Origin of the sequence: Gordonibacter sp. RACS_AR49 (assembly GCF_030418435.1) — a bacterium.
GTDB lineage: Bacteria > Actinomycetota > Coriobacteriia > Coriobacteriales > Eggerthellaceae > Gordonibacter > Gordonibacter urolithinfaciens.
In genome coordinates, this window is sequence record NZ_JAIUDM010000001.1 from 669,460 (window position 1) to 689,396 (window position 19,937).

General features: G+C 64.3%; 13 protein-coding genes and 1 tRNA gene. 4 read left to right on the top strand and 10 right to left on the bottom strand.

What is annotated here, in order from left to right:
- Positions 1–71 precede the first annotated feature (71 nt).
- A complete protein-coding gene (locus tag LB310_RS02840; RefSeq protein ID WP_301154383.1) occupies positions 72–2,939 on the top strand; it encodes an AAA domain-containing protein in 2,868 nt (955 codons plus the stop codon).
- Positions 2,940–2,979: 40 nt separating this feature from the next.
- On the opposite strand, the gene LB310_RS02845 is transcribed toward LB310_RS02840, so the two are convergent.
- Positions 2,980–3,056 (bottom strand) — tRNA-Met (locus tag LB310_RS02845).
- A gap of 562 nt (positions 3,057–3,618) precedes the next feature.
- On the opposite strand from LB310_RS02845, the gene LB310_RS02850 reads away from it, so the two are divergent.
- Positions 3,619–4,407, top strand: coding sequence for an amidohydrolase family protein (locus LB310_RS02850; protein WP_096227614.1), 789 nt, complete (start codon positions 3,619–3,621; stop codon positions 4,405–4,407).
- Here the strand turns inward: LB310_RS02850 and LB310_RS02855 are convergent.
- The 6 genes from LB310_RS02855 to menB form a co-directional block, all read right to left on the bottom strand.
- Complete coding sequence (locus LB310_RS02855; protein ID WP_087192213.1) at positions 4,404–5,735, bottom strand: hemolysin family protein; 1,332 nt, start codon at positions 5,733–5,735, stop codon at positions 4,404–4,406. The two genes, LB310_RS02850 and LB310_RS02855, sit on opposite strands and share 4 nt — an antisense overlap.
- A 449-nt stretch (positions 5,736–6,184) precedes the next feature.
- The gene (locus LB310_RS02860; protein WP_096227613.1) at positions 6,185–7,690 is read right to left on the bottom strand and encodes a uracil-xanthine permease family protein; all 1,506 of its coding nucleotides are present in this window, start codon (positions 7,688–7,690) and stop codon (positions 6,185–6,187) included.
- Positions 7,687–8,265: a xanthine phosphoribosyltransferase gene (locus LB310_RS02865; RefSeq protein WP_096227612.1), complete on the bottom strand. Its 579-nt coding sequence runs from the start codon at positions 8,263–8,265 to the stop codon at positions 7,687–7,689. Before LB310_RS02865 ends, LB310_RS02860 begins: the two co-directional genes overlap by 4 nt.
- Positions 8,266–8,511: 246 nt before the next feature.
- Positions 8,512–10,032 carry a basic amino acid/polyamine antiporter gene (locus tag LB310_RS02870; RefSeq protein ID WP_096227611.1) on the bottom strand — a complete coding sequence of 507 codons (1,521 nt, stop codon included), beginning with the start codon at positions 10,030–10,032 and terminating at the stop codon, positions 8,512–8,514.
- An 89-nt stretch (positions 10,033–10,121) separates the two neighbouring features.
- Positions 10,122–12,950, bottom strand: a complete 2,829-nt coding sequence (menC, locus tag LB310_RS02875; protein WP_096227610.1) for an o-succinylbenzoate synthase — start codon at positions 12,948–12,950, stop codon at positions 10,122–10,124.
- Between the two features lie 98 nt (positions 12,951–13,048).
- A complete protein-coding gene (menB, locus tag LB310_RS02880) occupies positions 13,049–13,888 on the bottom strand; it encodes a 1,4-dihydroxy-2-naphthoyl-CoA synthase (RefSeq protein WP_096227609.1) in 840 nt (279 codons plus the stop codon).
- A gap of 319 nt (positions 13,889–14,207) precedes the next feature.
- Between menB and LB310_RS02885 the strand changes: the two genes are divergently transcribed.
- Positions 14,208–14,765, top strand: coding sequence for a TetR/AcrR family transcriptional regulator (locus LB310_RS02885; protein ID WP_096227608.1), 558 nt, complete (start codon positions 14,208–14,210; stop codon positions 14,763–14,765).
- A 121-nt stretch (positions 14,766–14,886) separates the two neighbouring features.
- Here LB310_RS02885 and LB310_RS02890 read toward each other — a convergent pair whose 3' ends face one another.
- The 3 genes from LB310_RS02890 to LB310_RS02900 all read right to left on the bottom strand — a co-directional run bounded on the left by LB310_RS02890 (position 14,887) and on the right by LB310_RS02900 (position 19,196).
- On the bottom strand, positions 14,887–15,807 hold the full coding sequence (locus LB310_RS02890; protein WP_096227607.1) for an alpha/beta fold hydrolase: 921 nt from the start codon (positions 15,805–15,807) through the stop codon (positions 14,887–14,889).
- 258 nt (positions 15,808–16,065) lie between these two features.
- A complete protein-coding gene (menD, locus tag LB310_RS02895; RefSeq protein WP_301154387.1) occupies positions 16,066–17,940 on the bottom strand; it encodes a 2-succinyl-5-enolpyruvyl-6-hydroxy-3-cyclohexene-1-carboxylic-acid synthase in 1,875 nt (624 codons plus the stop codon).
- Complete coding sequence (locus LB310_RS02900; protein ID WP_157005414.1) at positions 17,937–19,196, bottom strand: isochorismate synthase MenF; 1,260 nt, start codon at positions 19,194–19,196, stop codon at positions 17,937–17,939. The genes menD and LB310_RS02900 overlap by 4 nt, the downstream gene beginning before the upstream one ends.
- Before the next feature lie 271 nt (positions 19,197–19,467).
- Here LB310_RS02900 and mscL point away from each other — a divergent pair, with 271 nt between their 5' ends.
- Positions 19,468–19,917, top strand: a complete 450-nt coding sequence (mscL, locus tag LB310_RS02905) for a large conductance mechanosensitive channel protein MscL (protein WP_278716915.1) — start codon at positions 19,468–19,470, stop codon at positions 19,915–19,917.
- Positions 19,918–19,937: the final 20 nt, after the last annotated feature.

The window sequence follows — 19,937 nt, forward strand, 5'->3', positions numbered from 1 at the left end:
GCAGTCTGGCGTTACCGGTATATAATCTTCGCAATCGTCAATAGCAGAAGAGCCGTCCGAAAGGATCCGGTATGGCCGATCGGTTGTTCATCCGCAATAAGGGCAAGGATTTCAGGGATCGAACAAACGACGCGCATATCGGGGGATGCGACCATCGCGGCAAATATATCATTTCGTTTGGCCCATACAGCGAACCCCTCTATTACAATCCGGAAAACGTCGCAATCGTATCGAGCGAGAACGTTCCCTTCGAGGGTACTGCCCTCTTCGCAAAAGGGGTGCGCCAATACTACGCAATCAAGCTCAATCGACTTAGCTCGCAAAACCCGGCATTCGGCACCCGCTTCGAAATCATCTCGAAGGCTAGCAGCGGGAGAATCTACGCCAAACTGTACTGTCCCTCGGAAATCGAACAAAAAGAACTGGCATCGTCTAGCAGCTTGTTCCGCTACCTCCAGTCGGTGGCCGAGGCCATAAAGCCCGATGTTGAGGACGTTGACAAGCGCGAATACCTTCCTCGGCAGTTCAAGCGGCTCCAAATACTCGAAGGAACGCCCGCAGACCGCATGGCACACCCGGAAAAGGCTGCCCCCCTCCGCGTTCCACCCGAAACAATCATCTATCCGTTTGGATCCAACCTTAGTCAGATGGAGGCCGTCGAGAACGCCTTGTCTAATCAACTAAGCCTTATCGAAGGCCCACCGGGAACCGGAAAGACCCAGACCATCCTCAATATTATCGCTAACCTGCTTATGCAGGACAAAACCGTTCTCGTAACCTCCCCTAACAACGAGGCGACGAAGAACGTAGTTGATAAACTGGACGAAGAAGGTTTCGGGTTCATCGCTGCTTTTCTCGGCCGCCGAGACAACGTCACGGCATTCGTCGACAACCAGAAGTCAGCGTACCCACCTGCGCTCGAAACATGGTCGCTCTCAAAAAAGAAGCAGGAAGCACTCTCTGGCTCGATTCGCAAGAACATCGTTATCGCCCGAGACATCTACCTTCGAAAACAAGACATGGCCAAGCAAGAAGCGCGACTCCAGGACCTGGAACTGGAATACGAACGGTTCAGAGAGGGAAACGCTACCGAAGAGCTCAAGGTAAGGAGGAGACCAAATTCCGCGCGCCTCCGAGCCGTCCGCGACCTCGTAGGGTACTTATCCTCTAAAGAAGGGAAGATGACGTTCGCCCAGAGGGCGAGAATTGTCTGGATGTGGGGAATTGGGAGCTGGCATGATTTCGACCATATCACGGTCGATAGGGAAATCAGTCTCAATCGCATGGTATTCGAAGCTCAGATCCAGGAGTGCAAGAACGCCATCAAAAGCCACGAAGTATATCTCAAAATGCACCGAGGCGAAGGTTGCCTCGAAGACATCGAGAAGAAGTCAAGGCGTCTTCTCGAAGCAAAACTTCACGAACACTACGCTGACAAGCTTCGGAAGGGTAGGCGCCTATTCGACGATCCCTGGAGCGAGCCTTCCGGGTTTCGCGCGGAATATCCCGTCATCACCAGCACCACGAATGCTGCAAGAAACCAAAGAGGGAAGCAGGGAAAGCTTTTCGATTACATCATCATCGACGAAAGTTCTCAGGCGAGTCTCGTCACGGGCTTCCTCGCTCTCGCCACAGCGGAGAACGCCGTGGTCGTCGGAGACACGAAGCAGCTGCCTTGCGTCCTAGACACTGCCGACAAGCGCAAAGCGCGGCCCCTTTTCGCTCCGACCGGCTTGCCTCAACGATATAACTTCGTCGACAACAACCTTCTTGATTGCCTCAACGCATGTATAGACCAAGCGGAGCTTCATGCTCCCCGCACGCTCCTCCGGGAGCACTACCGTTGTCACCCAGACATTATCGGTTTCTGCAACCAACAGTTCTACAACGGCGAGCTCATCATCATGTCAGACAGCAGAGGACGAGGAGTCGCAAGCGCACTTTCATGCAACATCAGCAAAGACTTGAACTACGACCGCCGGGCCGACTTCAATCGCGTGCAGGCAGGAGCGTTCGAGCAGGAAGTGCTCCCCGTTTTGAAGAAGCAGTTCGAAACGCATGAGATAGGGGTTGTGAGCCCTTACCGCAACCAAGTCGAAGGGATGAAACAGGGACAGAAAGAGAGGCCCGATGGCGTCACCGTTGCCACCGCCCATAAGTTCCAAGGACGCGAAAAACCCGCTATCGTTTTCGTCACTCGATCCAATGCGCCTAATCGATTCATGGACAACCCGAATTTGGTCAATGTGGCCGTATCGCGCGCGAAAGACTTCTTCTGCCTCATAGCAGCACCCAAAGTTGTCGAAGCTGTCGGCAATATTGCTGATCTCAAGCGCTACATCGAATATCGCGGTGGAGAAATTCGGCAGTCCGCCGTATGCTCTGCGTTCGATTTGGTGTACCCCTGCATGGAAGAAGAGCGCAGAGCCTACTTGCTCGAGCACGGATCCGACGAACACGACGAGTATTCGGAAGTGCGAACCAGCGAGTTTATCGACGACGCGCTCGAGAGCATGGACGCCACATCGCAGATAGGCTACCTCCGCAACTACCCGCTCAAACAGATATTCACGAACCTCGAGCCTTTCAATGTCGAGGAACTTCGCTTTATGAGCACCGTCGCCCATGCCGACTTTATCTTCTATCGCACCATAGACAAGAGTTTCGTATTGGAAATCGAAGTCAACGGTTCACACCACGATAGGGAAGAACAGATCCGTCGGGACAAAACAAAAAGCCGCATCCTTCAAAAAGCGAGTATTCCCCAAGTAGTCATTCGGACGAACGAAGAACTGGAGAGGGCAAAGTCCATGATTCGCGAAGCTCTCGAAAACGCGTTGAAGGCAGACCAGGACTCGAAACGATGCCTCGCAGACCGAGAAGCGCTGTCAGTCGCAATCAAGACTCGAGAAGAACCATGGAGTCTGTCCCCTGAATAGAGAAAAGGCCGGAAGCGTTGCTTCCGGCCTGCTAGTTTCATGGTCGCGGGGGCAGGATTTGAACCTACGACCTCCGGGTTATGAGCCCGGCGAGCTACCAGACTGCTCCACCCCGCAACGTTGGCGCCTGCCCCTCCTGTCCGGTATACTGCAAACAGGAAAAGCGGCAAGATTGAATATTACTCATGTTTCATACAGAGGGCAAGCCTTATCTTTACCTCCACAGAATACACGCAAATCAAGGAGTGAACTCAGCTAAGGAAACGCTGATTAATTGCGCTTCCCAAGCGTCCGGCAGAAGAGACAGCAGAAGGGGCAGGACGAAATCGGAGGCTGTGGCATGATTTCAACGGCGAACTCCGGGGGCGGCTTTTCGCCACCAGGGGTTTCTCGGTTTCGTGCCGGCAAAAACTCGTTCGAGCATGCCATAGCCTCTGATTTCGTCCATGACTTAATCAGTCATGTTAAAAGGGTCGTGTGCGGACGCTGTAAGCCTAGCGCAATCAAGAAGAGTATCGTTGCGTTAATCAGTGCTTCCCTAAGCGGATTTCATTGCGAAGCCCAGCGGTTCGGCCAGACTGATTGGCGCGGGCGCTGCGGGGATGCAGTACAATCGACAGCGAAACCATACGCGCGGTTCGTGACGAGCCGCCTACCCAAGCGAGCAAGGAGCCCAGCCATGACCGCCATCGACGTGCACGCCCATATCTATCCCGAGAAGATCGCCGAGCGGGCGGTCGGCGCCGTGGGCGAGTTCTATCTCGTGGACATGTACGGGCAGGGCACGGCATCGCACCTGCTGGCCGCAAAGGATCGGGCGCCCCTCACGCACTTCGTCGTGCACTCGGTGGCCACCAAGCCCAGCGCCGTGGCCAGCATCAACGACTTCATCGCCGAGCAGTGCCGCCTCCACCCCGAGCTCATCGGCTTCATGGCCATGCACCAGGACCTCGAGGACCCCGAGGTGGAGATAGAGCGCGCCGTCGGCCTGGGCCTGCGCGGCATGAAGCTGCATCCCGACACCCAGAAGGTGAACATGGACGACCCGCGCCTCATGAGCATCTACGAGATGATCGCAGGACGCCTGCCGCTCATCGTGCACACGGGCGACTACCGCACGGACTTCTCGCATCCGCGCCGGCTCAAGAACATCCTGCACACGTTCCCCGACCTCGTGGTGGACGCCGCCCACTTCGGCGGCTGGTCCGTCCCCGAGATCGGCTACGACGTGCTGCACGACGAGAACGTGTTCATCGACGTGTCCAGCTCTATGGCCTTCCTCGGCAACCGGCGCACCCGCGAGCTCGTGAACCTGTGGGGCGCCGACCGCGTGATGTTCGGCTCGGACTTCCCCATGTGGGACCCGGCGCACGAGTACGACACGTTCACGTCGCTCGGCTTCTCCGACGGAGACTTGGAGAAAATGCTCTGGAAGAACGCCGAGCGATTCACGGGCGTGAGGGTTTAGCGGTCCTTTTCCGAACCTTCGACCTCGGGCTTTTGCTCCAACACTACGCGCACCTTGTCGATGCGGTGACGGTCCATGTCCACCACGGTGAACGTGGCCTTGAGGCCGTCATGCTCGATGGTCACGGAATCGCCCTCTTCGGGGATGCGGTCGAACAGCGACAGCAGCAGGCCCCCTGTCGTCTCGCATTCGGAGGCCTCCTCGGGCTCGAAGCCAATGAGCTCCTCCACCTCGTCGATGGCCATGGCGCCGTCCACGAGGTAGCTGCCGTCGTCGAGGCGCACCGCGGCGTCCGAGCCGCCGTGCGCGTACTCGTCGTCGATGCGGCCGACGATCTGCTCCATGATGTCGCTCATGGTGACGATGCCCGACGTGCCGCCGTGCTCGTCGATGACCACGGCTATCTTCGTGTGCTTCGCCTGCAGTATCTGCAGCAGCTTCGCGATGGGAATACCCTCGGGAACGGCCTGGATCGTGCGGATGCGCAGGTCTTCCATCGTGCTGTCGGGCGGCAGCGTGTAGAGGTCCTTCACGTGCACGAAGCCGACGATGCGGTCCTTGTTGCCGCGGCACACGGGATAGCGCGTGTACTTGTACTGCATGATGAGCGCCAGGTTCTCCTCGAGCGAATCCTCGAGGTCGAGGCAGATGACGTTGGTACGCGGCGTCATGATAGCCTCGGCGTCCTTGTCGCCCAGGTCGAAGATGTTGTCCACGTACTCGTTCTGCTCGGGGTCGATGAGGCCGCTCTCGGTGCTCTCGTCGATGAGCAGTTTGATCTCCTCGTCGGTGTACACCTCGTGCTCGTTGGCAATGTCATGGCCGAGCAGCTTCATGACGCCGTTCGTGATGCTGTTGAACAGCCACATGATAGGGTACGTGATGCGGTAGAACCACACGAGCGGCGTGGCCGTGAACAGGGCGTAGCGTTCGGTGGAGAAGATGGCCAAAGACTTCGGTATCAGCTCGCCCACTACGATGTGCAACGCGGTGATGACGATGAAGCCGACGGCGATGGCGATGCCGTGGATGGCCGCCTCGGGCAGGCCGATCGCCAGCAGCGGGCCCTCGATAAGCTGGGAGACGGCAGGCTCGCCCAGCCAGCCAAGGGCGAGCGAGGCCAGCGTGATTCCTAGCTGGCAAGCGGAAAGGTACGCGTTTACGTTGTCGGCCACGAGCTTGGTGTACTTGGCGCCGGAGCGGCCCTCGTCGACGAGGATTTCCACTTGGGATTTGCGCACGCGCACGAGCGAGAACTCGGCGGCGACGAAGAAAGCGTTCATGAGCAGGAAGAAAAGGACAAGAAAAAGGCTTAACGCAACAGGCATTAAAGCAGGTCTCCTTAGTTCGGTTTTCAATGTCTGCTGGGTGCGGCTTGCCTAACCGCATGCTCGAACAGCAGATTTTTGACTGTCCTCGTAATTTGTACCATCCCCCACGCCCGTCGCAGGGAAAAACTACACTCTATACAGAAGTTGACACTGTCCTGCAACGTTCTCACGGACGGCCCGTCCGCCAACATGACGAGAACGTAAGCGAAAGCACAGGCATGTGCAAGGTTGCCGCAAGGTGGGGCCGGTATCGTGGGAGGCGAAGATGGCCCTTACGAGAAGGAGCATGGCATGAAGAGAGTCCTCGTCACTTTGGCAACGCTGGCCGCTATGGGAGGCCTGTTCGTCTACGTGGCGCTGCAGACGCCCCGGCTGGAGAAGATCCGCTAGGCGGGCGGCCATGGGTTAGCGGACGACTCGGCGCAGGCAGCCGCCCTGAACGCAGGTTACGCGGGCGCCAAGTCGCCCTCCTCTGTATCAGGCGCGGAAGAAGGGGTTGGAACCCGGTCGGGAGCCGTTGCCGGTGCGGCCGAGGGCGTGAGCGCACCTGTCGGCCCGCCCGCTGGAGCAGCCGCCACAACTGGAGAGCCCTCCGCCGCATCACCGCGCTCGCCCGCCGCGACATCCATCGCATCCGCCTCATCCGCCGCCTGCGCGTCCCGCGGCAGCACGAGGTTCGCCACCACGGCCACCAGAAACACCACGGCCACGCAGTTCTGCGCGAACACGCTCTGCACGATCTCGGGGAACACCGCGAACAGCGCCGACGCTTGCGTGAAGCCGATCCCCACGGCCAGCGACAACGCGGCGATGGTGATGTTGCGCTGCGTGAAGCCGGCACGCGCGATCATCTGGAAGCCGCTCACGATGATGTTGCCGAACATCATGATGGTGCAGCCGCCCAGCACCGCCTCGGGCAGAGACGAGAACACCACGCTGATCACCGGCAGGAACGCGGCCAGCACCATGATGACGGCGCCGGTGGCGATGGCGCGCCGGTTCACCACCTTCGTCATGGCCACCAGGCCCACGTTCTGCGAGAATGACGTGATGGGCAGGCAGCCGAAACACGCCGACAGCGAGCTCACGAAGCCGTCGCACGCGATGGAGCCGGTAAGCTCCTTCTCCTTCACCTCGCGGTTCAGGCCCACCATCGTCAAGGCCGATGTGTCGCCGATGGTCTCGGTGGCCGACACGAGGAAGATGAGCGTGACCGACACGATGGCGCCCAGGTTGAACTCCGGGGTGAACGGCATGAGCTGGGGCAGCGCGAACAACTGCATGCCCGCGAACCCGCTGAAGTCCACCGCCCCCATGAACAGCGCCACCACATACCCTATCACCAGGCCGAACAGCACGGATAGCTGCTTGGCCTTCCCCTTCGCCAGCACTTGGAACACCAGGCACGACACGAGGGAGACGGTGCCCAACGCCAGGTTCTGCGGCGACCCGAAGTCCGGCACGCCGCTGCCACCGCCGAACGACGTGGCACCCACGCCCAGCAGCGAGAACCCGATGGACGTTACCACCACGGCCGCCACGATGGGCGAGATGATGCGCCGCCAATACTTCGCAAACAGGCCCAGCACGCCCTCGATGATACCGCCCACCATGATGGCACCGATGGCCGTGCTGTAACCGTACGTGGCCACGATGCCGCAGAGCACGGTAACGAACGTGAAGCTGATGCCCATGACGATGGGCAGCCCCGAGCCGATGCGCCCCAGAGGGAACAGCTGGATGAGCGTGCCGATGCCGGCGATGAGCATGGCGCTCTGGATGAGCGAACCCGTCTGGTCGGTGCCGAGGCCTGCTGCGCCCGCCACGATGACGATGGGCGCGAGGTTGGCCACGAACATGGCCAGGATGTGCTGCACGCCGTAGGGCACGGCGCGCAAAAGCGGGATGTCGCCGTCGAGCTTGAACAGCTCCTCGGTTGCGAACGGCTTCATCGGCGGAACTCGATCTCACCGGTCGCCGGGTCCATGGCGTCCACGATGGCGAGCGACTCCAAGCGGTAGCCGCGCTCGCGCAGGCCGTCGCCGCCGGGCTGGAAGCCCTTCTCGATGGCGATGCCGATGCCCTCCACCGTGGCGCCCGCCTCGTCCACCAGCTCGATGAGCCCGTTGAGCGCGCAGCCGTTCGCCAGGAAGTCGTCGATGATGAGCACGTGGTCGTCCGGCCCCAGGAACTTCTTCGACACGATGACGTCGTAGACGCGCCCGTGCGTGAACGACTGGATGCGCGTGGTGTGCATGTCGCCGTCCAGGTTGATGGACTGCGCCTTCTTCGCGAACACCACGGGCACGCCGAAGTGCCGCGCTGCCACGCAGGCAATGCCGATGCCCGACGCCTCTATCGTGAGGATCTTCGTGACGGGCGCATCGGCGAACAGGCGCTTGAACTCGGCCCCCATGGCGTCGAACAGCTCGATGTCCAACTGGTGGTTCAGGAAGCTGTCCACCTTCAGGACGCCCTCCGACTTCACCACCCCGTCGCGCCTGATGCGCTCCTCCAACTGCTCCACGTGCCGCCTCCGTCGTCCGCTTTCTCCGTCTCCCGAGCCGCCGTGCGCACCCCCGCGCGCACGGGCGAAACCTCTGCTGGACAGTGTAAAGGACACGCCCGCAGTTGGGAACGGGTCATTTGCCCGAGCAGCCGGAAAGCGATACGGAAGCGGACGGAGTGCGGGCGCGGCAAGCAGCTGGTACGATGCGAACGGCAAAGTTTCAACCGGTAGGCTGCAAAGCCGCGCACCGCGCTCGTTCCGGCCCTACAGCACGACTTGGCCGGTGACTACCAGGACGATGGATGCCACAGCGGCGGCCAGGATGATGAACACCACCACCTTGTCCAGCGTGCTGCGCAGGTACGGCTCGCCCCGCTCCTTCTTCCCCTTGATGTACATGAGGATGCCCGGCGCGTACAGAAGCGACATGATGGTGAGCCCTACCGCGCCGCTCGCGAACGCCAGGAAGAAGCTGTAGATAACGCCCACGATGCCGAAGATGCGCCAGAACACCAGGCTGCCGCCCACCTTGCCCTTGAATGCCTGCGGCTCCGTGAACGTGAGCTTGGCGAAGTACGCTGCCGACAGCAGGTACGGCAGCAGGATCATGCCGGCGGATATGGTGTAGAAGAACTGGTACGTGCTGTCCGAGAACAGCATGATCACGAGGAACGCCTCGATGATGATGTTCGTGACCACGAGCGTGACGATAGGGGCGCCCTTCTTGTTCGTCTTGGCGAACGCCTTGATGAACACGCCCTGCTCGGCCGCCTCGTAGGGCGATTCGCTCGAGAGCACGGTGTAACCCAGCATGGCGCCCACGAGCGACAGCACCACGCCGCAGTTGATGAGGACGGCGCCCCACTGCCCCACGGCCACCTCCATGACGCCCGCGAGCGCCGGGTTCTCCAGCAACGCCAGGTCGGACAACGGCATGACCCCCATGCTCAAAACGCTTACCAGCAGGTAGATGGTCAGCACGCACACGAACGCGATGATGGTGGCCTTGCCCACGTCGCGCTCCTTCTTCGCGCGCCCGGAGATGGCCACCGCACCCTCGATGCCCACGAACACCCAGATGGTCACCATCATGGTGCCGCTCACCTGCTCCCAGAACGGCAGGCTGGGATCGGCTCCCGTCGCAAGGTTCGCCATGAAGATGCCCAGGTCGAACTTCTGCAGGAAGATGATGGCCGTGATGGCCACGAAGATGGGCACGACCTTGGAAATGGTGATGACGGCGTTCACGCCGGTGACTTCCTTGATGCCGCGCGACACGAGGAACACGTAGAACCAGATGAGGCAACTCGCGCCGACGATGGACGCCAGGTTGTTGCCCTCCCCGAAAATGGGGAAGAAGTACGACAGCGCGCCGAACAAGAGCGCCGAGAAGCTCACCGTGCAGAGAAGCGCGCTGATCCAATAGCCCCACGCGCTGTTGAAACCGAGGAAATCGCCGAAACCGGCGCTTGCGTAGCTGTAAATGCCGCCCTTGAGCTGCGGCTTGATGCGCGAGAGCGCGAAGAACGTCAGCACGAGGCACAGTACGCCCACCGCCGAGATGCCCCACGCCGTGAGGATTGCCGCGCCGCTGGCGCCGTTAGCCGCCTGGTCGCCCGCCAGCGAGAACACACCGCCGCCCAAGATGAGCGTGATGACGGTGGTGACGAGCCGGAAGATGCCGAGGCCTCCCTGCGGGCGGGGGATGTCGGCAGATGCAGCTGGCACGACCGCCGAGGCGGCCTCGATCGTCGATGCGGATTGGTGCGATGCGGAAGCGCTCATGGGACCACCGTTCCTCGTCGGGTTGACCGCATCATGATACTCCACCGCCCTGCATTACGTCAGAGCGTTATGCATTATTTTGAATGCCGTTAACGAAGGGGACGGCGCTGCCGCTCGATGACCGTGCGGTCCACGAGAACGTCGGCCAAGGAGGAGCGGTTGAGGTCGCAGCCCAGGCCGTTCGGATGGCCGGTGCGGTTGAGCGTCACCCGGCCGCGCTCGGCCGTGTACGGCGGATCGGTGACATCCACGGCAAAGTAGCGTGCAGTGGCGCCGACGTCACCGGGCGCGTCGATGCCGGGCAGCGTTTCGAACGCGGCGTGCAAGCGCTTGGACACGCCGGTGTCGTACATGCCGCCCATCCACACGCCAAGGCCGCGCACCTGCGCCAGCCGCAGGAAGTCGAGCGCGGGCTGCACGCCGCCCATCTTGGCAATCTTGAGCGCATAGCATCCCAGTTCAGGATGCTGCAACGCCCGCGCCAGATCGGCCGGGCGGGCGATGGACTCGTCCAGGCAGATGGGCGTATGCAGGCTGCGCTGCAGGCGCGCCAGCCGGTCGAACAGGTCGGTCGGCCCGACGCCGGGAAGGCGGTGCGGGTCGAGCGGCTCCTCGATCCAGGCAGGGCCGCACGCGTCGAGGGCGCGCAGCTCCTCCAGGTCGTGCTCCGCGAAGCTCTGGTTCGCATCCAGCGTGATCATGAGCCGGGGATACGCTTCGCGCACCGCCTGCACGGACGACAGCGAGCCCCCGGGGGCAACCTTCAGCTTCACCCGGCGATAGCCCGCCTCGACGCAACGGCGCACCGCAGCCACCGTGTCGGCAGCCGCCCCCATGCCCACCACGGCGCCCGCCGGCACAGACGCCTGGCCCGCCGCAGCTCCCCCGTGGGGCACTGCGCCGCCGATCAGCTGCCACAGCGGCTTGCCGACGATCTTGCCGTACAGATCCCACAGCGCCGGCTCGAGCGCACCTTGCGCCAGCGGGAACGCGGCCGCCTCCGCGCAGGCGGCGAACGACGCGCTGGCCTCGGAGGGATGCAGGTACGCCTCGTTCAGCACCAGGGGGGCCAGCACCTCCTTGAGCACGCGCACGTCCTGGTCGAGCGTCTCGGGCAGGTACCAGTCCGTGGGGAACGCCACGCATTCTCCCAGGCCCGTGCGCCCGGCATGATCCTCCACCTCCACTATGACGGACTCGCGGTCGCGCAGAACGCCCTTCGCCGTCTTAAACGGCTGCAGGAACGGCAGGCGAATGCGGTGCAGCGTCACGCGCACCACCTCGATGCGCTGCTCGTAGCGTGCCTGGAGCGCCGCACGGTCGATCTTGCCGATGCCGGTGCGGGGGAACTCGTCGAGCACGAAGAGGCAGCGCGGCTGGTAGAGCTTCGACAGACGCGTGCTCAGGCTGGCCCGCACGGTGGCGGCGAACTGCTGCGGCGCAACCGGCTCCGTGCGCTGCGGGGCGGCGGGACGCTCGCGCTCCACGAACGCGATGGGACGGCGGCCCCAGACGGCGTCGGGCGCGCCGAACACGTAGGCTTCGGCGACGCCGGGCACGCGCACGAGCTTGTCGCGGATCTCGGCCGGGTAGACGTTCTCGCCGCCCGACACGAACATATCGGTGGTGCGCTCCTTCACGTACAGCCGTCCGGCCGCCAGCGCCGCCGTGTCACCCGTGAGGAAGAACCCGTCCACCGTGTGCGCCGCCCGCGCGTTGAGGTAGCCCTCGAACACGCCGGGGCCCTTGACCGCCAGGCGGCCGAAGCCCTGCGCGTCGGGGTCGACGATGCGCGCCTCGTAGCCCGGCAGCAGCCGCAACCCCCCGTCGAACGAAGGCGTGACCTGCGCATGGGCAATCTGGCTGGACGTTTCCGTCATGCCATAGCTCGCGTATACGCGAGCACCGGCCGCGGTGGCGCGACCAAGCGTATGCGGGTTCGACGCAGCGCCGCCCAGCAGAATGCACCGGTAGCCCTTCAGCGTGTCCGCCTCGTCCTCGTTCAGCAGGTCCTGCAGCATCTTGTCCACCACCGACACGTGGGTGACGTGGGAGCGCGCCGCATCGGCCAGCAGACGCTTGGCGTCGAAGCGGCGGTAGAGGATGAAGGGCACCTGCCCCAGCAGGCTGCGCACGACCACTTGGAAGCCGCCGATGTGGTACAGCGGCAGCGCCGCCTGCCACATGCCCACGCCGGGGCTGTTGAGGGCGGCGTTCGAAGCCTCGGCGGCGCGGCACACCTGGCACCAGGCCAGCGGCACGGCCTTCGGCTTGCCGGTCGTGCCCGAGGTGAACATGATGAGCGCCCGCGCCTTCGCGTCGAACACGTGGGCAGAGCGCTCGGCGAAGTGGATGATCTCCTCGAGCGCGTCCTGCCGCTGCGTCTCGTCGCGCCGCCGGCGCGCCGCACGGTTGGAAGTCGCCCGGCCCAGGCCGCGCGTGGAGCGCGGCGCCGCCGTGGCGGCCGAGGTCCGCGCCGTGAAGCTCGGACGCGCAGGGCGGACGGCGGCTGGATCGGAGCGCTCCTCGCCCGCGAGCAGGGCGGCTGCGTGGTCGAACAGGCCCGCCGCGTTCTCTTCGTCCACGCGGAACGCCACGCGTTCACCCAGGCAGCGCTCCAGCTCCAACAGGCGGGCCAGCTTCTCGCCCGGGGCCAGCCGGTTGTTCACGGTCACGATGGTGAAGCTGCCGTAGGCGGCTGCCAGGACCAGCATCACGTACAGGGGGCAGTTCGGCAGGTCGACCGCGATGCAACCGCCGCGCTGCACGCCCTTCGACTGCAGGTAGCGGGCGAGGGCAGCCGCGAGCATGCGCACCTCGCGGTACGAATACGGCGCCTCCTGACCCGCCTCGTCGACGTACGTGAAGCACGTCCGCTGCGGGTATCGGCGAACCATGCTCTCGAATGCGCTGATCATCGCCTACCCGTTCCTGATTCCTGCCTCGCATCCTGTCTTGCTCCCGGGAAGCCGCCCCGCCGAGCTGCACGACGCTTCCCTGACGACTCTGCCCGACCCTACGGAAATTTCGGGAACTGCGTGAAGTCGGGCGCGCGCTTCTCCTTGAACGCGTCGCGACCCTCCTTCGCCTCGTCGGTGGTGTAGTACAGAAGCGTCGCGTCGCCGGCGAGCTGCTGGATACCGGCCAGGCCGTCGGTGGCCGCGTTGAACGACGCCTTCATGAAGCGCAGCGCCGTGGGCGACAGGGCCAGCATCTCGCGCGCCCAGCTCACGCACTCCGCCTCCAGCTGGTCGAACGGCACCACCTTGTTCACCAGGCCCATCTCCAGCGCCTCCGCGGCCGTGTACTGGCGGCAGAGGTACCAGATCTCGCGCGCCTTCTTCTGGCCCACGATGTTGGCCAGATAGCCCGCGCCGTAGCCCGCGTCGAAGCTGCCCACTTTGGGGCCGGTCTGGCCGAACTTGGCCGTGTCGGCCGCGAGCGACAAGTCGCACAGGATGTGCAGCACATGGCCGCCGCCGATGGCGTAGCCGTTCACCATGGCGATGACGGGCTTGGGCACCACGCGGATGAGGCGCTGGAGGTCCAGCACGTTGAGGCGCGGGATGTTGTCCTCGCCCACATAGCCGCCGTTGCCGCGGATCTTCTGGTCGCCGCCGGAGCAGAACGCCTGGTCCTCGGAGCGCCCCTCGTGGTTGGCGCCGGTGAGGATGATCACGCCGATGGCCGCGTCGTCGCGCGCCACGGTAAACGCGTCGTAGAGCTCGTTCACCGTGAGCGGCGTGAAGGCGTTGCGGCGCTCGGGCCGGTTGATGGTGATCTTGGCGATGCCATCGCAGGTTTCGTAGATGATCTCGCGGTATGCCTTGCCCGCCTGCCACGCGGTATCGCCCATGGCCGTCCTTTCGTTGCGCGCCCCGATCGTCCGAGCACGTCTGTTAGGGAAAAATGTTCGGTAAGATGAGCATATACTAACGCGCCCCGAAGCCTGAAACAGCCGAACGCAGAATAATTCCGAAAAAGAACGGTGGCCGTCAACGAAAACCTGAAGACGGAGCAGGCGCTCCTTCCCCCGGCACGTCTTTGCAGGACCGCACCAGCCAACGTACGGGAGGACGGCGAATCTCGCAGCGGCAGGCGGAGGCGAAAAAAGCCCGGTCCGGTCGTACTATAATGGTGCCCGCACCCGCCGAAAGCCCGAGCGAGGAGGTCCGATGTACGTCGAACCGAAGGATTCCCGACAACGCTGTACCAAAGAGCGCCTGTTCGCGTCGTTCGAGCGGGCGCTGCAGAGCAAGGCCGTGTCGGACATCACGGTAAGCGAGGTCTGCGGCGACGCGGGCATTTCGCGCAAGACGTTCTACAAGTACTACTCGGATCCGTTCGCGTTGTTGCTGGCCATGCAGGACGATCTGTTCGCCGGCTTGGGGCAGCGCTTGGCTAAGCTACCGCCCGACGTGTACGCCATCTCTTCGGATATTATCGACTTCGTGGCCGAGCATCGCGTGGTGGCGAAGGCGGTGTTCGAGAACCGTGGCGAGGGAAACCTCATCGATCGCGTGCTCGCCCACCTGCATGCCACCTATCACGAAAGCTGGGAGCAGGCGAACCCCGACATGTCCGAGCAGGCGGTGGAATTCCTGTTCCACTACGTTACCTCGGGCTGGGTGGGCATCGTCAGGCTCTGGCTCTTCCAGCACCCCGATCTAGAAGTAGGAGAGGTCAAGGCGCAGGCCGAGAGCCTGTTGAAGCTGACGACGCCCCGCGCTTGAGGAACACCGTGGGTCCCGGGAGCGGAATGGCACGGTGCGCAGAGGCCCTTGCGCCATCCCACTCCCGCCGCCGTTCGTACCCGCGCCCCTTCGCCGGGCGCGCGGGCTAAGGGGCGCGGCGCTATCCGGGGAATCCCTCGAGGGCACGCAGGTAGGCCGCAGGCGCCTCGAGGTGGACGTTGTGGCCCGCTCCGGCCACGATGCGCACCTCGCACAGCCCTTCATCCTCCAAGCCCTCGGCAAGCGTGCGGTACTTCACGTCGAGCGCTCCAGCGATATACCGCACCGGCGCGCCGCTGGCGCGCAGCGAGGCGAGCGCAGCAAGGACGTCCACGCGCGCGGGCATGGCGTGCTGGCCAGCATGCTCGAACGTGCGGGCGAGGGCTTCGGCATCGTTCGCCAGACGACTGGCACGCATGCGTTCGCGGGCCGAGGCAGGCAGGTCGCGCTGGGTGGCGAACAGGTCCAGGCGCTCCCAGGCATCCATGAACGCCGAGAGCCCGTCGCGGCGCAGGGCTGCGGCGTTGCGCGCATCGCGCTCGGCAGCGTCTTCGCGCTCGCGCTCGTCAACCGGGCCCAGCCCGGCGCTTTCCAGCACGAGGCCCCCAGCAAAACGGGCGAACGTTTCCGGCTGACTGCTGGCGGCGGCAAGCGCGACACGCCCTCCCATCGAGTAGCCCACCACCAAGGGTTTCCGAGAGCCCTGCGCAGCCGATGCGGAACCTCCGTTTGACCTTCCTGGCGCGGCGAGGGCAGCAACGCCAACCGGAGATGCGAGGTACGCCAGCAGCATCTCGCCCTGCGCCCCGAGCGCATAGGCATCAGCACCCTCTGGCCGGTCGCTGCCGCCGTGGCCAACGAGATCGAGCGCCACGACGGAGCGCGTGCGGCCCAAGAGCTCGGCTATGCCATCCCAGCTTGCGGCGCTCTGGGCAAAGCCATGCAGCAGCACGACAGGCGCGGCTTCGGCAGCCTCGCTTTCCCAGACGGCGAAGCGGTAGCGCGCGCCATCATGCTGGAAGAACCCCTCTCGTTTCGCCATGGTGCGGCCTCTTTCCCTGCGGTGCCGATACGGACAGAAGATAGTGGACAGAATTCAAGGCTATGGTCGAAAATCGGGCCGCACAAGCGAGACCTCGACGTTGGAGACTTGGCAGCCAAGCAATACGCAAGGTCAGATGCTTGCTTTCTTCGGCCTCGCTCGCGCTGTCCAAACGACCCTTGCCATAGCCTTGCATTTTGTCCATGACTCTTTTGGTTATTTATAGCGCCACTCACTTGGAAAGCGTCGCCGTGCCTTCTACCAGTACGGGGCATAGCGATCCTTCAACCCCGAAAGCGGCACGCGAACCTCGACGAGCGAGATGCCGGGGGTGCCGAGCAGCGCGCGGTAGGCTTCGTCGAACGCCGGCACGGTGTCGGCGCGGCGGTACGGCACGCCGAACGCCTGCGCAGCCGCCCGGAAATCCACGTCCTGCGGGGTGAGGAACAGCCGCTCGAAATACGGGTCCTCCGATTTCTGGGGCAGCATATCGAAGATGCCGCCGCCGTTGTTGTTCAGCAGCACGATGACGATGCTCGGAACCGCGCCGGGCGCGACGTTGTCGAATGCCGCATCGGTCGCATGGCCGGGCGTTACGGCGCTGGCCGCCTCGCTGGACGCCGCGTCGAGCGAGGCGGAGACGCACGCCGCTGCCTCCCGCTGCAAGCGCAGCTCGCGCTGCAGCGCAAGGGCGTTCAGGTCGTGCAGCAGGGTGAGATCGCCCGTGACCAGCGTGGTCTGGGCGAAGTGCTGCGCCGCGCCCAGCGCCGTGGACACCGTGCCGTCAATGCCGTTGAGGCCCCGGTTGCACAGGATGGCGAGGCGCTTGGCACTTTTCAGGTAGAACGTGTCGAGCGCCCGCACGCTCATGGAGTTGGCTGCGAACAGGCACGATCCCTCCGGCGCAAGCTCCACGACCCGCCGGACGAACGCGCCCTCGAAGCCGGCCTCCGCATCGTCCACCGAAGCGATGCGCTTGCGCGCGGCGTCGTTCGCGTCGATCCACGCGCGCGCGAAGGCCCGCTGCGCGTCGTCGGGATCGCAATCGATCGTCTGCACGTCGTACGCGAACCCGAGCGACCCCGCCAGCTCCGATGGCCTGCAGCGCACGAACACGTCGGTGGCCGCGTTGCAGTCGCGCGTCTCCAGCGGGTCGACCACGATCTGCACCGGACGCGCCGCGGCAACCAGCTGCGTCGCCTTCTTCGACACCGGATAGCGCCCGAACCGCACGACCACCTCGGGCGCAAGGCCATCGGGAACCGTACCGCCCGGGCCGAGCACGGAGTCGTAGTTGTCGATGACTAGGGGGTCGTCCGAAGACCGCAGACCGGACAACGGATCCGCGAGCAATGGCAAGCGGAAAGCTCGCGCCCAGCTGAGCACCTTGCCGGCTTCGAGCTCGCCTGTGCAGGTACCCTCGCCCGCGTACACGAGCGCACGTTTTCCCGCGAACAGCGCGGCCAGATGCTCGGCGTCGCCGAGCGCGAGCTGTCTCGCAACAGGAACAGATGTTTCACGTGAAACATTCGCGCGCTGCGCCGATTCGAACAGCCCCTCCACGCCGAAATCGGGCTTGAGCGGCTCGTCGAACGGGAAGTTCAAGTGCACGGGCCCGCCGAAGCACCCCTCGCCCGCCGCGATGACCGCCTCGCGCGCGGCCTGGCGGGCGAACGCGAGCGCCGCATCGTCGCCCGAGGGAAGCGGCATCTGCCGGAACGCCCGCACGTGGTTGCCATAGGCGTTCAGCTGGTCGCATGTCTGCGGCGCGCCGAGGCCCTGCAGCCTCGGCGGCCGGTCGCCCGTGAGCACCACGAGCGGCACGCGCGACGACTCCGCCTCCATGACCGCCGGATAGTAGTTCGCCACCGCCGAGCCCGACGTGCACACGAGCGCCGCCGGACGCCCGCTCGCCTTCGCCAGCCCGAGCGCGAAGAAGGCCGCGCCGCGCTCGTCCACGTCCACGAACAGGCGCATCCGCTCCGGCGCGCGCCGCGACAACTCGAACGCCGTCATGGACAGCGGCGTGGAGCGCGACCCGGGGCTCACCACCACGTCACGCACGCCCCAGCGAGCCAGCTCGTCGAAGAACGCGCCCAGGAACAGCGCCGTCGCACGCGGGTCGGCCGTCATCGCGCCTCGCCCCCGTCGAACGCCGAGAGCACCGTCTTCAGCTTCATGCCTATCTCGTCGTACTCGTCGTCGGCCACGCTGCCCTCCACGATGCCGCAGCCCGCGTACACCCAGCCGATCTCGCCGTCGAACACGCCGGTGCGCAGCGCCACCGAGAACTCGCCGTCGCCGGCGCCGTCCACGTAGCCGCACGCGCCCGCGAAGAAGCCGCGGTTGTACGTCTCCACCTCGCGCAGCAGCATCTTCGCCTCGCCCACCGGCGTGCCGGCCACGGCCGGCGTGGGATGCAGGTCCTCCATCATCGACCACAGGTCCACGCCCTCCAAAAGGCGCGCCCGCGCCGGCGTGCACAGGTGCTGTACGTGCGTGAGCGGCAGGATGCCCGGCTCGGCAGGCACGTCAACGCCGTAGCACGTGCGCCGGAACACCTCGCGGATGAACCGCACCACGTAGTCGTGCTCGGCGCGGTTCTTCGGGTCGTCCATGAGCTCGGCGGCCAGCCGTGCGCGCTCATCCTCGGAGCCGCCGGCCGGGCAGGTGCCCGCCAGGCACATGCTCTCCAGCTCGGCGCCGCGCTTGCGCACCAGCAGCTCGGGCGTGCACCCGCAGAAGAACACGTCGGCGTAGCGGTACAGGAGCACCGTGCCGCGCGCCGGCCCGTCTATCAGGTTCACCAGCAGGTCCTTCGACGAGAACGGCCGCTCGGCCACCAGGCGCTGCCGCCTCGACAGCACCACCTTGTCCACGCGCCCCGCCTCGATGGCCGCCAAACCGGCGCCCACGGCCGCGCGCCACGCCTCGCGTGAGTCGGGCTCCAGCCGGTACGGCACCGTCATGCGACGGCGCGGCGGCGCGGCCAGCGCCTGGCGCGCGAACCGCTCGATGCGCCCCGCGTACACCGGTCCCAGCGAGTTCACCTGCAGAAGCGTGCCCCGCTCGTTCTCAATAAGCACGATCTCCGGCAGCATGAACTTCAGCCGCGGGAACGCCTCGAACAGCTCGTCGGCAGGAGCCGGATTCTCCGCATCGAAGCGGTTGAACGAGAAGTACACGGGCGGCTGTTCCACCGGCCCCTCCAGCTCGCTCTCGGCCTCGTCGAGCGTCGGCAGCGCAATGCAGCGCCCGAGCCCCATATAACGGCACGCCCGCTGCTTGTCGTAGTACACGAACTGGTCGGTGAACCCTTTCTGCATCAGGCAGAACGCATCGACGATATCAGCCTCGATCGGAAGGGTATGCGAGTGGATCTTGGTCATGACGCTCCTTACCGCGCCGGCTCGCAGCCGAGCGCCGTCTTCAACGCCGTGGTCTTCATTATGTTCACGAGGTCCTCCGATCGTCTAGGAGCAGCAACACGCGCAAGATCGCACAGCCCCATAGTATACCCGTCCGCGCGCCGGGTTCCCGCACGCAGTCGCAAGGGGTAGGCGATGTACGCCCGTCAACGATTCCGTGAACGTCCTGCGTGCGCGCCAGGCGGGCTCTATACTGTGACGAACCGTCATGATCCTCGGCGAAAGGGCCTCTATGAAGAAGTTTCTCCAAGAATTCAAGGATTTCATCAATCAGGGCAACGTGATGGACCTGGCCGTGGCCGTGGTCATCGGCGCGGCGTTCACCGCCATCGTCAACTCGGCCGTGAGCGACCTCATCATGCCGATCGTGGGCGCGTTCACCGGCGGCGTGAACTTCTCGAACTTGAAGCTGTACCTGCCGCTGGGAGCGGGCGACTCAGCCATCGCCTATGGAAGCTTCATCAACGCCGTCATTCAGTTCGTCATCATCGCGTTCGTGGTGTTCCTTATGGTGAAGGCCCTGAACAAAGCCCGCTCGCTGGCGAAGCACGGCAAGCAAGCCGAGGAGGAGAGGGCCCCGCACTGCCCGTACTGCCTCGAGGAGGTGGCCGAGGGCGCCACGCGCTGCCCCCACTGCACGGCCGAGCTGCCCGAGCCCGCCGGCCTCTCTGCCAAGGCGTAGGACGCTCACCTGTCGAGCGT

Coding starts and splice junctions, on each gene's coding strand:
- LB310_RS02840 (WP_301154383.1), top strand. CDS start 72: ATGGCCGATCGGTTGTTCATCCGCAATAAGGGCAAGGATTTCAGGGAT.
- LB310_RS02850 (WP_096227614.1), top strand. CDS start 3,619: ATGACCGCCATCGACGTGCACGCCCATATCTATCCCGAGAAGATCGCC.
- LB310_RS02855 (WP_087192213.1), bottom strand. CDS start 5,735: ATGCCTGTTGCGTTAAGCCTTTTTCTTGTCCTTTTCTTCCTGCTCATG.
- LB310_RS02860 (WP_096227613.1), bottom strand. CDS start 7,690: ATGAAGCCGTTCGCAACCGAGGAGCTGTTCAAGCTCGACGGCGACATC.
- LB310_RS02870 (WP_096227611.1), bottom strand. CDS start 10,032: ATGAGCGCTTCCGCATCGCACCAATCCGCATCGACGATCGAGGCCGCC.
- menC (WP_096227610.1), bottom strand. CDS start 12,950: ATGATCAGCGCATTCGAGAGCATGGTTCGCCGATACCCGCAGCGGACG.
- menB (WP_096227609.1), bottom strand. CDS start 13,888: ATGGGCGATACCGCGTGGCAGGCGGGCAAGGCATACCGCGAGATCATC.
- LB310_RS02885 (WP_096227608.1), top strand. CDS start 14,208: ATGTACGTCGAACCGAAGGATTCCCGACAACGCTGTACCAAAGAGCGC.
- LB310_RS02890 (WP_096227607.1), bottom strand. CDS start 15,807: ATGGCGAAACGAGAGGGGTTCTTCCAGCATGATGGCGCGCGCTACCGC.
- menD (WP_301154387.1), bottom strand. CDS start 17,940: ATGACGGCCGACCCGCGTGCGACGGCGCTGTTCCTGGGCGCGTTCTTC.
- LB310_RS02900 (WP_157005414.1), bottom strand. CDS start 19,196: ATGACCAAGATCCACTCGCATACCCTTCCGATCGAGGCTGATATCGTC.
- mscL (WP_278716915.1), top strand. CDS start 19,468: ATGAAGAAGTTTCTCCAAGAATTCAAGGATTTCATCAATCAGGGCAAC.